The sequence below is a fragment of the Proteus sp. G2674 genome, from assembly GCF_009915195.1.
GTDB classification, from domain to species: Bacteria; Pseudomonadota; Gammaproteobacteria; order Enterobacterales; family Enterobacteriaceae; genus Proteus; species Proteus mirabilis.
Map to the genome: position 1 here is coordinate 69017 of NZ_JAABLS010000027.1, position 13426 is coordinate 82442.

14 protein-coding genes are annotated in these 13426 nt (G+C 33.3%); 10 read left to right on the top strand and 4 right to left on the bottom strand.

Annotated features, from left to right (window positions below):
• Positions 1–609 precede the first annotated feature (609 nt).
• Positions 610–1140: a GNAT family N-acetyltransferase gene (locus GWI58_RS12455; protein ID WP_004247783.1), complete on the top strand. Its 531-nt coding sequence runs from the start codon at positions 610–612 to the stop codon at positions 1138–1140.
• Between the two features lie 234 nt (positions 1141–1374).
• Here the strand turns inward: GWI58_RS12455 and GWI58_RS12460 are convergent, their stop codons facing one another.
• Entirely contained in the window at positions 1375–1719 is a 345-nt protein-coding gene (locus GWI58_RS12460; RefSeq protein WP_094960031.1) for a DUF1869 domain-containing protein, read from the bottom strand.
• Positions 1720–1721: 2 nt separating this feature from the next.
• Positions 1722–2054 (bottom strand): DUF1971 domain-containing protein, encoded by a 333-nt coding sequence (locus tag GWI58_RS12465; RefSeq protein ID WP_161769223.1) that lies wholly within the window; start codon positions 2052–2054, stop codon positions 1722–1724.
• Positions 2055–2409: 355 nt separating this feature from the next.
• On the opposite strand from GWI58_RS12465, the gene cbpA reads away from it, so the two are divergent.
• The 3 genes from cbpA to yafC all read left to right on the top strand — a co-directional run bounded on the left by cbpA (position 2410) and on the right by yafC (position 4700).
• The gene (gene cbpA / locus GWI58_RS12470) at positions 2410–3354 is read left to right on the top strand and encodes a curved DNA-binding protein (RefSeq protein WP_161769224.1); all 945 of its coding nucleotides are present in this window, start codon (positions 2410–2412) and stop codon (positions 3352–3354) included.
• Complete coding sequence (gene cbpM / locus GWI58_RS12475; RefSeq protein ID WP_004247011.1) at positions 3354–3659, top strand: chaperone modulator CbpM; 306 nt, start codon at positions 3354–3356, stop codon at positions 3657–3659. The genes cbpA and cbpM overlap by 1 nt, the downstream gene beginning before the upstream one ends.
• Positions 3660–3803: 144 nt before the next feature.
• Positions 3804–4700: a DNA-binding transcriptional regulator YafC gene (gene yafC / locus GWI58_RS12480; protein ID WP_094960033.1), complete on the top strand. Its 897-nt coding sequence runs from the start codon at positions 3804–3806 to the stop codon at positions 4698–4700.
• Positions 4701–4755: 55 nt separating this feature from the next.
• Here the strand turns inward: yafC and dkgB are convergent, their stop codons facing one another.
• Positions 4756–5559, bottom strand: coding sequence for a 2,5-didehydrogluconate reductase DkgB (gene dkgB, locus GWI58_RS12485; RefSeq protein ID WP_094960034.1), 804 nt, complete (start codon positions 5557–5559; stop codon positions 4756–4758).
• Between the two features lie 561 nt (positions 5560–6120).
• On the opposite strand from dkgB, the gene GWI58_RS12490 reads away from it, so the two are divergent.
• Complete coding sequence (locus GWI58_RS12490) at positions 6121–7617, top strand: C69 family dipeptidase (protein ID WP_161769225.1); 1497 nt, start codon at positions 6121–6123, stop codon at positions 7615–7617.
• A 78-nt stretch (positions 7618–7695) separates the two neighbouring features.
• Here the strand turns inward: GWI58_RS12490 and GWI58_RS12495 are convergent, their stop codons facing one another.
• The gene (locus GWI58_RS12495; protein ID WP_161769226.1) at positions 7696–8592 is read right to left on the bottom strand and encodes an AraC family transcriptional regulator; all 897 of its coding nucleotides are present in this window, start codon (positions 8590–8592) and stop codon (positions 7696–7698) included.
• Positions 8593–8944: 352 nt separating this feature from the next.
• Between GWI58_RS12495 and GWI58_RS12500 the strand changes: the two genes are divergently transcribed.
• From GWI58_RS12500 to GWI58_RS12520, 5 genes are all read left to right on the top strand, one after another.
• Positions 8945–9277, top strand: coding sequence for an MliC family protein (locus GWI58_RS12500; RefSeq protein ID WP_004247019.1), 333 nt, complete (start codon positions 8945–8947; stop codon positions 9275–9277).
• A 294-nt stretch (positions 9278–9571) separates the two neighbouring features.
• Complete coding sequence (locus tag GWI58_RS12505) at positions 9572–10429, top strand: alpha/beta fold hydrolase (protein WP_161769227.1); 858 nt, start codon at positions 9572–9574, stop codon at positions 10427–10429.
• 415 nt (positions 10430–10844) lie between these two features.
• A complete protein-coding gene (gene cspE, locus GWI58_RS12510; protein ID WP_004247021.1) occupies positions 10845–11057 on the top strand; it encodes a transcription antiterminator/RNA stability regulator CspE in 213 nt (70 codons plus the stop codon).
• 403 nt (positions 11058–11460) lie between these two features.
• A complete protein-coding gene (lpxL, locus tag GWI58_RS12515) occupies positions 11461–12387 on the top strand; it encodes an LpxL/LpxP family Kdo(2)-lipid IV(A) lauroyl/palmitoleoyl acyltransferase (protein WP_017827330.1) in 927 nt (308 codons plus the stop codon).
• Between the two features lie 267 nt (positions 12388–12654).
• A complete protein-coding gene (locus tag GWI58_RS12520) occupies positions 12655–13410 on the top strand; it encodes a class I SAM-dependent methyltransferase (protein WP_004247023.1) in 756 nt (251 codons plus the stop codon).
• Positions 13411–13426: the final 16 nt, after the last annotated feature.

Below are 13426 nucleotides of genomic sequence, written 5' to 3' on the forward strand. Positions count from 1 at the left end.
CATCAAAACAGAGTATTTTTATACTAGTGAATTGATAGATTTTGATTTTCCCAATTTAGCACAATCAATACATAACGATAATCACCATACTTTTTAGTTTCTGCGGTTCTTTTTGAAACGAATCAATGACGAAAGGCGAGTAAGTTATGAGTAGGGTTATTTCTGGTTAGAATTTCATTGTTTGCAACAATAGCTTCCATTAATGATATTTTTGCAACAATAGCTTCCATTAATGATATTTTTGCAACTTTGATATTTGAAATTATAAGGTTAACACTGAGATTTAAAATCATCTCAAAATAGGCATGACAAAAATACTAGGGGGTATATTTGGGGGTATATTTAAAATTAAAATTTAAATAATTATTTAATATCAATAAAATAATCATCTTGTATTGTTCTCTCCTCATCCGCCATTTCAACATCTCCTAGCGTCTCCTGAAGTCTCCTTAACTTCCTTTGAACCACTAAAAACAAATTTCCTAGTCAACAGTTTTATTCATAATTATTTAAATTTCTGTTTGTATAAAGAGTATTGAGCATTATTGTAACCTCTAAATATTTCGAATAGATTATGGTTGAATATATTTACGACTGGGGACACTCAATATGATGATTTATTGTTATGATGACAAAATAAGTGAAATTAAAATAGAACAACTCACCAAATTGTTATATAGATGTGTCCTTGGTGGAGCAAGTGTTGGGTATACTGACGCAGAAACTCAAGTAGATGATATGAGAAATTATTGGCTTAGTGTTAATCACTCATTATCAACAAATACGTTTAAATTAATTACTGCAGTGATTGACGGACAAATAGTCGGTGTTGTTGGTCTTGAATTATGCACTAAACCAAATGGCAAACATCGTGGGGAGATTTGCAAACTATTAGTATCCCCTGATCATAGGCATAAAGGAATAGCACAGCAATTGATGCAAAAGGCTGAACAAATAGCATGGGAGAGAGGGATAACACTTTTAACTTTAGATACCATTACAAAAGGTATGACGGTGAGCCTATATCGCTTTCTTGGCTGGCAAGTTAGTGGTGAAATTCCTGAGTTTGCTCAAGCAGTTGATGGTAAGTTTGAGGCTACAACCATTATGTTTAAACTTAAGCCTGAGAGTAATAGTTAAATAAAAATAAGTTAATGTCATTTTGCTATATATGATATTTTTCCAAATACACCAAAATAAGCCCCAGTCCTAGAGCTTATTTTTAAATTAACGATTAAGAAATTTAATTATTAACAATCGTTAATGTACTAAATGATGAATAAGATATTGTATTCATCATTTAGTAGCTTATTAACTCTATTTTCATTATAGAGTGTGATAGTGACTGCTTTAATTTGTTGATTAATTTTTAATTTACCAACCACAAACATTGGCTTCTTCATCCATATCATAACCACGGACGATATTGATTAAATCTTTAACCATTAGACTCGCCATATCAGGATCAAGTAAATCTTTTATCTCGCATTCTTTATCCACTGAAACACCATTATTTTTATTGGTGAGCGTTAAAGTCAGCGCTTGGGATGAGAGATCTATTTTGCTCTTTAATTCGTTAGTTAGTAACAAAATTTCTTTAGTGGCAACATCAGGAATATAAAGTATCTTAGGATTAAGGAAGATTTTCTCTGCTTTATCATCACTGTTATCACAAATAAGTGTCAATAAATAACCTTTATTATCATTTTCCATAGTCATTTTTAACCTTCAGCAAGTATTTTGGGGTCAACATAAAAGTCGATATTAAACACGGTGTCTTCAGTTTGTGTTTCAATTCTGTGCCAAGTTTCTGGTGGAAATACACCAAACTCACCCTCCTTAATCACTAAGGTTTCGGTAGGCTTTGGGCTATATTGATCGGCATAGGCATAATAAATAATAGTGCCTTGCATCACGGATAATCTAGGGTATACCCCTTGCTGGGTGCCTTTGTCTAAATGTCTCTCCCAGATTGATTTAGGGGCTGTATCCCTTGTCCAAAAAGGCGTTGTTCGTATATGAATATAGTTTGTGGGAATAATGATACGTTTCATTGCTTCTCCCTTATTATTGCCAGTTATTTTGTTGCTTTTTATCTTAGTGAAAATAAAAAACAGAGATAAATCACCTGATAAATTATTTCTTCTTTGACCAAAATTTACCGCCAATAAAGAAGTATTTCAAATGCAATTTAATGATATTTAGATGATTAGTTATTCGATTTGGCTCTAACTATTTGTTTTTATTTATTTAAAAATATTTTAATAAATAAAAAATTTTTTAAGTTTAGTCTTCTAATAAGCTTAAATAGGGATTTATGAAACTTATTTTGGTTAACAAAAAAGCGTTCTCTGTCCTATAATCTATAGATGTAGGGTATTTAATGTTTAACATAATCGAGATATCACTATGGAATTAAAGGATTATTACGCCATTATGGGGGTAAAACCCACTGATGACATGAAAACAATTAAAACTGCTTATCGCCGTTTAGCGAAAAAATATCACCCAGATGTAAGTAAAGAGCCAGATGCTGAGGAGCGTTTTAAAGAAATAGCACAAGCTTGGGAAATTCTTGGTGATGAACAGCGTAGAGCTGAATATGACGAACTTTGGGCTCACCGCAATGATCCGAAATTTAAACAATTTACACAGCACAACAATTCACATTCAAACCAACAAAGTTTTAGTCAGGAAGATTTTGACGATCTTTATGCTTCTTTCTTTGGCCAAGGTTCACCTTTTGAAGGGCGCCATTCACGTCAAGCACCTAGACAACGTGGACAAGATCTAGAAATTGAATTACCGGTTTTTCTTGAAGAAGCACAAGAAGAGCATAAGCGTACCATTAGCTATCATTTACCGGTTTATAATGTCTTTGGCATGATAGAGAAAGAAATTCCTAAGACCTTGAATGTCAAAATTCCTGCCGGTGTTGTTGATGGACAACGTATTCGTTTAAAAGGCCAAGGAACTGCTGGGGAAAATGGCGGAGAAAATGGTGATTTATGGCTAACTATTCGTATTGCACCTCACCCATTATTTGATGTAAAAGGGCATGATCTTGAAATTGTGGTTCCTATTGCACCTTGGGAAGCTGCATTAGGTACTAAAATTGCTATTCCTACACTTAAAGATAAAATTTTACTTACTATTCCTCCCACTAGTCAGGCAGGTCAACGCCTGAGAATTAAAGGAAAAGGCTTAGTAAGCAAGCAAAAGAGTGGTGATCTCTATGCCATTTTGAAAGTCGTCATGCCACCTAAAGTGGATGAAAAAACACATTCATTATGGCAACAACTCGCCGAAGCCCAAGCCGATTATAATCCACGTAAAAACTGGGAGAATAAATAATGGCACAATTAACAACAATATTTACTATGACTGAGCTTTGTCATCATACTGGTGTTTCCAAAGAGGAACTTCAAGAAATTGTTGAATTAGGGGTTATTGAGCCTGTAGAAATTACCACCCAGGAGTGGTTTTTCAATGATGATGCAGTTGTTGTTGTACATCGGGCGTTAAAACTTCATCGAGAGTTAGCATTGGATTGGCATGGTATTGCAATCGCCTTGACATTGTTGGATGAAAATGAACGATTAAAGCAAGATAATAAACAACTTCGACAACAGCTTATGCGCTTTATTAATAATGAATAAAGTGTCAGATAATATATCGCTAATCGCTTGAGAGAAACTAACTATAAAGATATGGAAATAATTTTTTAAAGCAATTAGCGTATATATTATATAATAAGAGTGATTCACCATTAGGTTATTATTCACTCGTTTCTAAGGTCAGTCATGAAAGCCACCTCAGAAGAAGTCCAAGTTTTTATTGCAGTAGTTGAAAGTGGTAGTTTTACACGTGCTGCAGAAAAATTAGCATTAGCCAATTCTGCTGTTAGTCGTACAGTAAAAAAACTTGAGTCAAAGCTAGGCGTTAATTTATTAAATCGGACTACGCGACAATTGAGTTTAACAGAAGAGGGGGAGCATTACTTTCATCGTATGCAAATTATCTTGCAAGATATGAAATTAGCTGAAGATGAATTAATTAATACACAAAAAACACCACAGGGTCTATTACGTATTGATGCCGCAACGCCGGTTGTTTTGCATTTACTGGTGCCTTTTATTAAACAATTTCAGCAAAAATATCCTCAAATAACCCTCTCTTTAGTTTCATCTGAAACATTTATCAATCTTATTGAACGTAAAGTAGATATCGCGATTAGAGTCGGTAATTTAACGGATTCCAGTTTACGGGCAAAACCACTATTGAATAGTTATCGGAAAATCGTAGCGACCCCTGATTATCTCGCCCGTTATGGACAGCCTAAAATCGCAGAAGATCTGCTTGACCATACTTGTCTAACTTTTACTGAACCAGTATCACTAAACACATGGCCTATTGAGCGAGATAATGGACAATTATTAGAAGCTCCTATGGGAATATCGTCGAATAGTGGAGAAACGATAAGACAATTGTGTCTCGAAGGTAATGGTATTGCTTGCCTTTCCGATTTTATGGTGGTTAATGATATCGAAAATGGTCGATTTATCGAATTATTCCCCGATAAACTGCAACCTATAGCTATGCCTTTTAATGCCGTTTATTATAGTGAAAAAGTGGTTAGCCAACGCATCCGTGTATTTATTGATTCTCTGAGTGAGTATATTGCTAAAAAAGTAGGTTAAGATATATAGGTGATAAAAATAATATCACCTATATTACGATTTAAATTGGTTAATCTTAATCCCAATGAGGCGCTAAACCTTCTGGGCTAACTAAACGATCATGACAATCTAACTTTGCAATCGCTTGTTTATCTTCACTATCCAATTTGATATTTACGCTGAGTAAATTACTGGCTAAATTTTCACGTTTTGTTGAAGATGGAATAACAGAATAACCTTCATTCATAGCCCAAGCTAAAATGATTTGTGCTGGTGTTGCATTGTGTTTTTTAGCAATGGTTTGTATTGTTTCATCTTTTAATGCTTTGCCGTAAGCTAGAGTCATATAAGATGTAATATGAATGCCATGCTGTTTAGCCCAATTTACCACTTTATGATTTTGTAAATAAGGTGATAATTCGATTTGGTTTGTTGCGATATTTTCAACACCAACGGAAGCAATAGCTTGTTCCATTAATGGAATGGTAAAGTTTGAAATACCAATTTCTCGCGTTAATCCCATCTGTTTCGCAGCTAATAACTCTTGCATAAATTCTTTAACAGAAACTGCATCATTTGGTGATGGCCAGTGTACTAGAGTTAAGTCAACATAATCTGTTTGTAAATCACTTAAGCTTTGTTTCAAACTAGGAATTAATTTATCTTTACTTAAATTTTCTACCCAAATTTTTGTTGTGATGTAAAGCGCATCGCGAGATATACCACTTTCTGCAATAGCTTGTCCTATAGCAGCTTCATTTTCATAAATTTGTGCTGTATCAATAGCACGATAACCTAGTTCTAGTGCAGTTTTTACAGAATTTATAACCGCATCGTCTTTTAAACGAAAAGTACCAAGACCTAAAACGGGAACACTCATACATCTCTCCTGAAAGGTAATAACAGTAGGGGAATTAAGTTGATATTAGTGACACCTTATTGGGTGCCTCATCGTCATGGTGGACAGTATAGTCTTTTTTATTGTTCTAAAAATAAGCTATAAAGCAAAAGACTTTTGTAATAAAAGCAATAATCAAATATATCAGTTTATAGGGAATAAAAAGTTCTTGGTATAAACATAATTAAAAATAAAATAATAAATTTATAATTATATTTTAGGTAAATAAATACGTTTTTTTATTAACGATATATCATATGATTATATTTTAATACACAATTCAACCAACATAGTTTGCGATATTTTTTAATATTTGACTACATCATATAATATTATTTGATTTTATATGCACTATAAAAAATGGTTGTGAGGCTGATGCGATTTTTATTTTTTAAATAGTTAATCATTGAGATGTTAATCACGGTAATTGATTGTTTCTCATTGCTAATATTCTGCAGACCAAAAAATATCAAGTTTTTTACTCTAAAATAGAGATAATTAATTGAGATATAAATTATAAATAACAAGCAAATGAGGCATTATATGTTTTTATTTAAAAAAGCTGTTATCGCTTTGTCAATTAATATCGCATTAGTTTCTTCGGCTCTGGCCTGCACAACGTTATTAGCAGGGAGTGAAGCAACTAATGACGGCTCTTTGATTGTAGCTCGTAGCGCAGATAGTGATGCTTTAAAAGCACAACATTTTGTTATTCATCCAGCTAAAAGTAATCAGACTGGCATTTATAGCACTCAAGCTCATCATGGCGCTAATAACTTTACTTATCCACTACCTAAACACTCATTACGTTATACCACTGTACCTAATTGGAAAACTCAATTGCATGGTGCAACGGGTTTTAATGAGCTAGGCGTTGGGGTGAGTGGTACAGAATCCATTTTTGCCTCACCTAAAGCATTGGCGTTCGATCCTTATGTTGAAGATACGGGGATCACTGAAGATGATATTCCAGATATTTTACTCTCAAGGGCAAAAACTGCCCGTGAAGCAATTGAATTACTGGGGAACATCATCGAAACACAAGGTGCGGGAGAAGGATTTGGGGTTGCAGTCGTTGATAAAAATGAGGTGTGGTACCTAGAAACAGGTACAGGTCATCAATGGATGGCGCAAAAACTACCAAAAGATAAATATTTTGCGACGGGTAATCAAGGGCGTTTACAGGCCTACCATATAGATAGTAATGATACTTTAGGCTCTAAAAACTTAGTTGAGTTTGCAATAGAAAAAGGACTTTATGATCCTGCCTCTGATGGCGAATTTAATTTTTCTAAAGCCTATACGCGTGATGATGAACGTGATCTCACTTATAATTACCCGAGGGTTTGGGTTATCCAGCAACAATTTAACCCTTCTCTGAAACAGAATGTGGCAGATGGTCGTCAATTTGCGCCTATGCTGACACCGGAGAAAAAAGTATCAGTAGAAGACGCCAAAGCGATGTTACGCAACCATTTTGACGGTACAGAACATGATCCTTATACCAATGGATTGAATGGCAATGAACCATGGCGACCAATAAGTGTGTTTCGTACTTATGAATCTCATGTGATGCAAGTAAGACCTGAATTACCGCAAGAGATTGGTGAAGTGACTTATGTTGGTTTGGGAATGGCTGATCTAACCGCTTTTGTTCCTTATTACAGTGGATTAAAAGCATATCCGCAACACTATGCTATTGGAACAGATAAAGCAGATAATGACTCTATCTATTGGAAATATCGTAAGTTACAAACATTAGTAATGACAGATTATCCTCAATTTGCTCCTATTGTTAAAAAAGCATACCAAGAATGGGAAGCTAAAACAGCATTAGAACAAAAAGAAATGGAGGCTAATTATTTGTCAATGAGTAAAAAGAATAAAGCAGCAGCGGATAACATGCTGAATGAATTTAACTTACGTGTAATGGCTGATGCAGAACAATTAACTGAAAACTTAACTAATCAACTCTTTACTCTTAAAACTAAAAATATACAAGATGAGATCTTTTTTGCTAATCAATCTAAAAAAGATTAATTACTTTAACGTATTATAAATATTAAAAAGATCTCAAGATGCGTAATCAGATTGAGATCTTTTTATTTCTATTAGCGACTAAAGAACAGGAATATAGTAACTAATTTCTTGTAGATGCTGCTCACTATGGCCGATTAACTTATCATAGCTAACCGATTGTTTTAAGGTATAGCGCTCAATATCAGGACCAGCTCGACGTAGCAAATTCATCTTTGGTAATACTTTGGTATATACAGTATAAATAATATCATCATACCCGGTGAGGGAATCTAAAATATTATCCATCTCGAAAGTAATAACTAAATATTTCCCATTGGGTAATTCTACTTTAGACATAGTGGAAATATTAGCAGAGCTTGTTAATTGTTCTTTACTTACTGCTGTTGTATAAATATAAGTCGTATCATCTAGCGAGCCTGCAGAAGCACGATGTGTGGCATACATTTCTGTAGGGATGGTATGTATTTCTTTTAAAAACTTCTTCCAGAATTCTTTTCTAAATTTTTTCTTATCATAATTCCATGCTGAAATATTTTTATTGTATTGATGAGCCATACCTACCAACTCTTTAGAAGGTAAGGTCATTACTTCATATTTTGCTTTAAGTTCAACAGTTTCTAATGCTGGAAAGATAAGCTCACTAATATCCCAACCTTGCTTTTTCCTATATTCAGAAGGGGTGATATTAAATTGTTTTTTAAACGCACGACAAAACGTTTGTTGCGAATCAAAATGGTATTTTAAAGAAATATCTAAAAGGCTACTACGAGTGATCCTCAACGCATAAGCGCCACAAGATAAACGGCGTGCTAGGACATATTTGCCTAAAGATATTCCTGTATATGCTTTAAATAAGCGCTGGAAGTGCCACTTGGTATAGCCTGATTTTTCAGCAATAATATCTAATGATAAACGTGAATCTAAGTTTTGCTCGATCCAAACAATGATATCTTTAACTACATTTTCTTGAAGCATTGATCTTCCCACTATTTCACTTTATCGATATTATTAGATTAATCTATTGAAAATTAATCAAATTATTATTTTACAATAATATCATATTAGGCAGATTCTGTTACTCTAATTAAGGTAAAAGTTAATAACAATAATGTAAAGTTATGTATTTGAGTTGGTTTATTCTTAAAAATTAAGCTAGTAAAACTAATCTAGACTATTATACAGTGGGAAATAATTGCTTAGAAAATCGCTTATTTCTTTATATTACCCCGTATAATTAAATACGGAGATATCTTATTTTTTATTTTATAAAAGTTATCTAACCTAATTGGACTAACCATAGTTACTTTAATTATTTTAGGAGATGTAAATGCGTAAATTACTTTCTATCTCTGCAATTGCTTTATTAACTTCAATTATTGCAACACCTGCATTAGCTGCTAAAACAGAAACTTACGACTGTGAAGGGCAAAAAATCAGAGTTTCTTTCCCTAATGATGATTTGGCCGTAATGGATTATAATGATGAATTAATCGTGTTAAAATCTGCAGTCGCTGCAAGTGGTGCGCGTTATGTTGGAGAAAGTTTCCAACTGTGGGGTAAAGGTAGTGAAGAGTTCAATTTAGCGACGATGTCAGAAGATGAAATAGTCAATGATCGTATTGCTGAAGATACAGGGCGTACTTGTAAAATAGTAAAATAATTTAATGATTATTTATTGAGATAAAGGCGAGCTAGACTCGCCTTTATTTTTAAGTAGTTATATATTTTTTATCGGCAGTTTGTTAGGATATCTAAATATCGATTATTTTATCTCAGATAAAATATAACTGTATAAATCAATGCACACTGAGAGTTAAAATGAAATCTTATCCTTAGCTAGTTTCAATATTAATTTTAATATCAGTTTTAATAAGAAACTGAAAAATACTTATTATATCTATCATTTTTTTAATGACGGGTATTTTATCTATAAATTAATTTTGGATACAGTCTAATGAAAGTTACAAGTGCCGAAAAACATGCATTGTTATTACCAGATAATCGAACGTTAACTTGGTATGAATCTGGCCCATCAGATGGTCAACCGGTATTATTCTGCACAGGTGCAGGGATGAGTGGGCTATTAAGTATGGATGCTGAGCTGTTAACTGAGTTAAATATTCGACTTATTACACCGACTCGTCCTGGTTTAGGTGAATCAACCTTTGATCCTAAAAAGACATTAAAATCGTTTTCTAGCGATGTATTATTCTTATTAGCATATCTTAATATTAAGAATATCAGTGTGATAGGATTCTCTCAAGGTGCTGTTTTTGCAATGGCCATTTGTTACTATGGTAAAGTGGATAAGCTGGCAATTGTTGCTGGTCAAGATCAACTAGATTATCCTGAAATAAAAAAACTGTTGTCCAGTGATGTGGTTAATATGCAACAACAGGCATTATTCGATCCTGATGGATTAAAGACCTGGATCATTGAAAATATCACCGCTGACTGGTTAATGGATTTTATTTTGAATTATAGTGCTGATGTTGATTTGGCTCTTTATCAAGAAAATAAATTTTTTCCTGTTTATCAAGCTTGTATGAAAGAAGCATTTAAATATGGAAATAAGGGCTATGCTCAAGATTTATTAATCACGATGCAACCTTGGGGATTTACTCCAGAAATGATTAGCACACCTACAACATTATGGTATGGACTAAAGGATACGAGTACTGTTCACTCGCCTGATTTTGGCAAGTTATTGTCTCAACGTTTTCCCCATGCACAACGTTATGTCTATGATAATGAAGGTGGCTCTTTGTTGTGGACTAAAACATCACAGATTTTAACTAATCTTATTAGTTAATCTGAGCAAATAAGCAATAAAAACAGTAGATGGTATAAATATATCAGTAGATATTGATTGTTTTGTAAAATTATCAGTATCTACTTTTAGTAGGCTTATTCTCAATAAATAGCTATCTATTTGTAAATAGTTAACAATTTCATGGTAAATAAATCAAATAAAAAAGAAATTTACACTTCTATAAAAAATAAAAGTGAAAATAGTTTGCTATAAAATAAATTCTATGACTTAATAGCGTCATTGGTTTGGAAGTACAGACCTATTTATGTTAGTCCAGTTTTTAGTAGTTCACCGTTTAGCGCTATCCTTGATACCTCTTCGTTGCGAATTCCTTCAAATAGTACCCATAAGTAAAAATCCGAAATCAAACCGCAATTAGCCTTATGGCATAACTAAATTTATTAAAGGAAATTCTATGTCTAATACAATGACTGGTACAGTAAAATGGTTTAACGACGATAAAGGCTTTGGCTTTATCACACCTAAAGATGGTAGCAAAGATGTATTTGTTCACTTTTCAGCAATTCAAAGCGATAGCTTTAAATCACTGAAAGAAGGTCAAGAAGTATCATTTTCTATTGAAAATGGTGCAAAAGGTCCAGCAGCTGCTAATGTTATCGGTCTGTAATAATTATGGATTATTGCGTCTAAGACTTAAAGACACTTATATAAGCGTATCTTACTAGACGAAATAACTGAAAAACCTCACTGATGTGAGGTTTTTTTATACCTATTATTTGCTAATAAAAATAAATTTTATTCTAACTGATATTATTAAAGTTTGGTAAATATTCACCATACATAAAAAAAGAAAATAAAAACAATCAGAAAATAAAGCTATGACTGGTAGTTTTTCTTTAAGAAAAGAATAGGAAAAAGCCGTTTAAAATAAACTTATATAAGATAAATGGTAAATTTTATTAAGTGGTATTCACTAAGTAACTTATCTTAAATAAACTATCTTAAATAACTGTTGTCTAAATTAACTTAAGCTTAAAAGAAGTCTTTTAAGTGACGAAAGGACAAATCTTGTGTACGCTAAAAATTCTTTTTCACTACATCTGTTACACCCTAAATATTTTCTTACTTGGCTAGGCGTATTTATTCTTTTTTTATTAGTACAATTACCTTACACGTGGCTTTTATTCTTAGGAAAACATTTAGGATTACTATCGCGTTTTTTTATCAAAAGAAGAGTTTCGATAATAAAGAAAAATTTAGAGTTATGTTTTCCGAATAAAAGTAAAAAAGATATCGATAAGCTAGTTATGGAAAATTTATCAGCATTAGGTATCGCTCTATTCGAAACTGGCATGGCATGGTTTTGGAGCGATAACAGACTGAAAAATATCTATCAAGTCGATGGAATAACAAATTTTACTGAGGCTAATCGAAAGCATACCGGTATTTTGTTGATTGGTATTCACTCCATGTCGTTGGAGCTTGGAGGGCGTATTATGGGGTTGTGCTTCCCTGTAAACGCAATGTATCGGCCTCATAATAATAAAGCGATGGAGTTTATTCAAACTAGGGCAAGATGCCGTTCTAATAAAGGTATGATTGATAGACGTAATTTAAAGTTTATGGTCACTGAATTAAAAAAAGGGAAGGCCATTTGGTTTGCACCAGATCAAGATTTTGGTTTAAAAGGAACCACCTTTTCACCATTTTTTTCGGTTAAGGAAACGTCTACTTCAAAAGGTGCTGTTATATTAGCAAAGTTATCAGGAGCTCCTTCTTTAACGGTAACATTGGTACGTAACCATGGTCATGATGATAAAAAATATAGCTTAATTATAGGTAAAGAGCTTCATAATTATCCAACAGAAAATATTCAAAATGATACAGATAGAATGAATCATCTGATTGAAATTGAGATTATGCGAGCGCCAGAGCAATACTTATGGGCTCATAGACGTTTTAAGACCAGACCCAAAGGTGAAGCCAGTTTTTATTAATAAAAAAAGACCAACACATTAAGTGTTGGTCACAGTAAATACTGGAAGCAATGTGAGCAATGTCGTTGCAAATAGTTTAGTAAAACACTCAACTATTCACAAGTTAAAAGATAATCATTCTCAACTAGATTGTCAACCTTAAATTTTATGAGGGGATAATAAGTAGTGTGAGGGTAATGTAAAGGCCTACTCTAGATGCCTTGGTGCCTTGTATAATTTTTTGTTTTTAATAAGATACATAAAAATTGGTACAGACTAAGGGATATTATGCAGAGTTATCACTCTCTATCAGCTCAAGTTTATCAATTGGATAAACCGATAGGATGCAGTTTCGGCGATGTTGAATACTATCAACAGCGATTAAAAGATGTTAAAGGTAAAATTTTAGAGCCGGCAGTAGGAACAGGACGCATCCTTATTCCTTTATTGCAATCAGGTTTTAATATTGAGGGATTTGATCTTTCCGAAGAGATGCTTGAATTTTGTAAGAAAAATCTAATCGAGCATGGGTTTACAACCAACTACGTAACTCAAAATAATTTAGTCACTTTTGAAGTCAATACCCCTGTCGAGGCTATTATTATTCCTACAGGGACATTCCTCTTATTAAATACGCAACAGCAGGCGATCCAAGCCTTAAAACAGTGTTATCAAGCGCTTGAGTTTGGTGGGCGCTTATTGGTTGATATTAGTCTTGCCCATCATTTTGTTAAAGGTGAATGTACTAGTCGCCAATTTAATACACCAGAAGGCGATCTAATTACCTTACAGATAATTAATGCTGAAATTGATTATATAAATCAGTTAACTACTTCACACCATCGTTATGATAAATGGCGAGATGGCAAGATCATTGAAAGTGAATGGGAAGTTTTCAGCTTAAAATGGTTTGGTGTGTCTGAATTTGAACAAATACTACGCTTGATTGGTTTTAAACAGATCACAATATCAGCCGATTACCAGTATCTGCAAACCCCCAGTAATACGACAGAAATTATGACTTTTGAAGCGTATAAAAAATAGCATTAAATAATAAGAG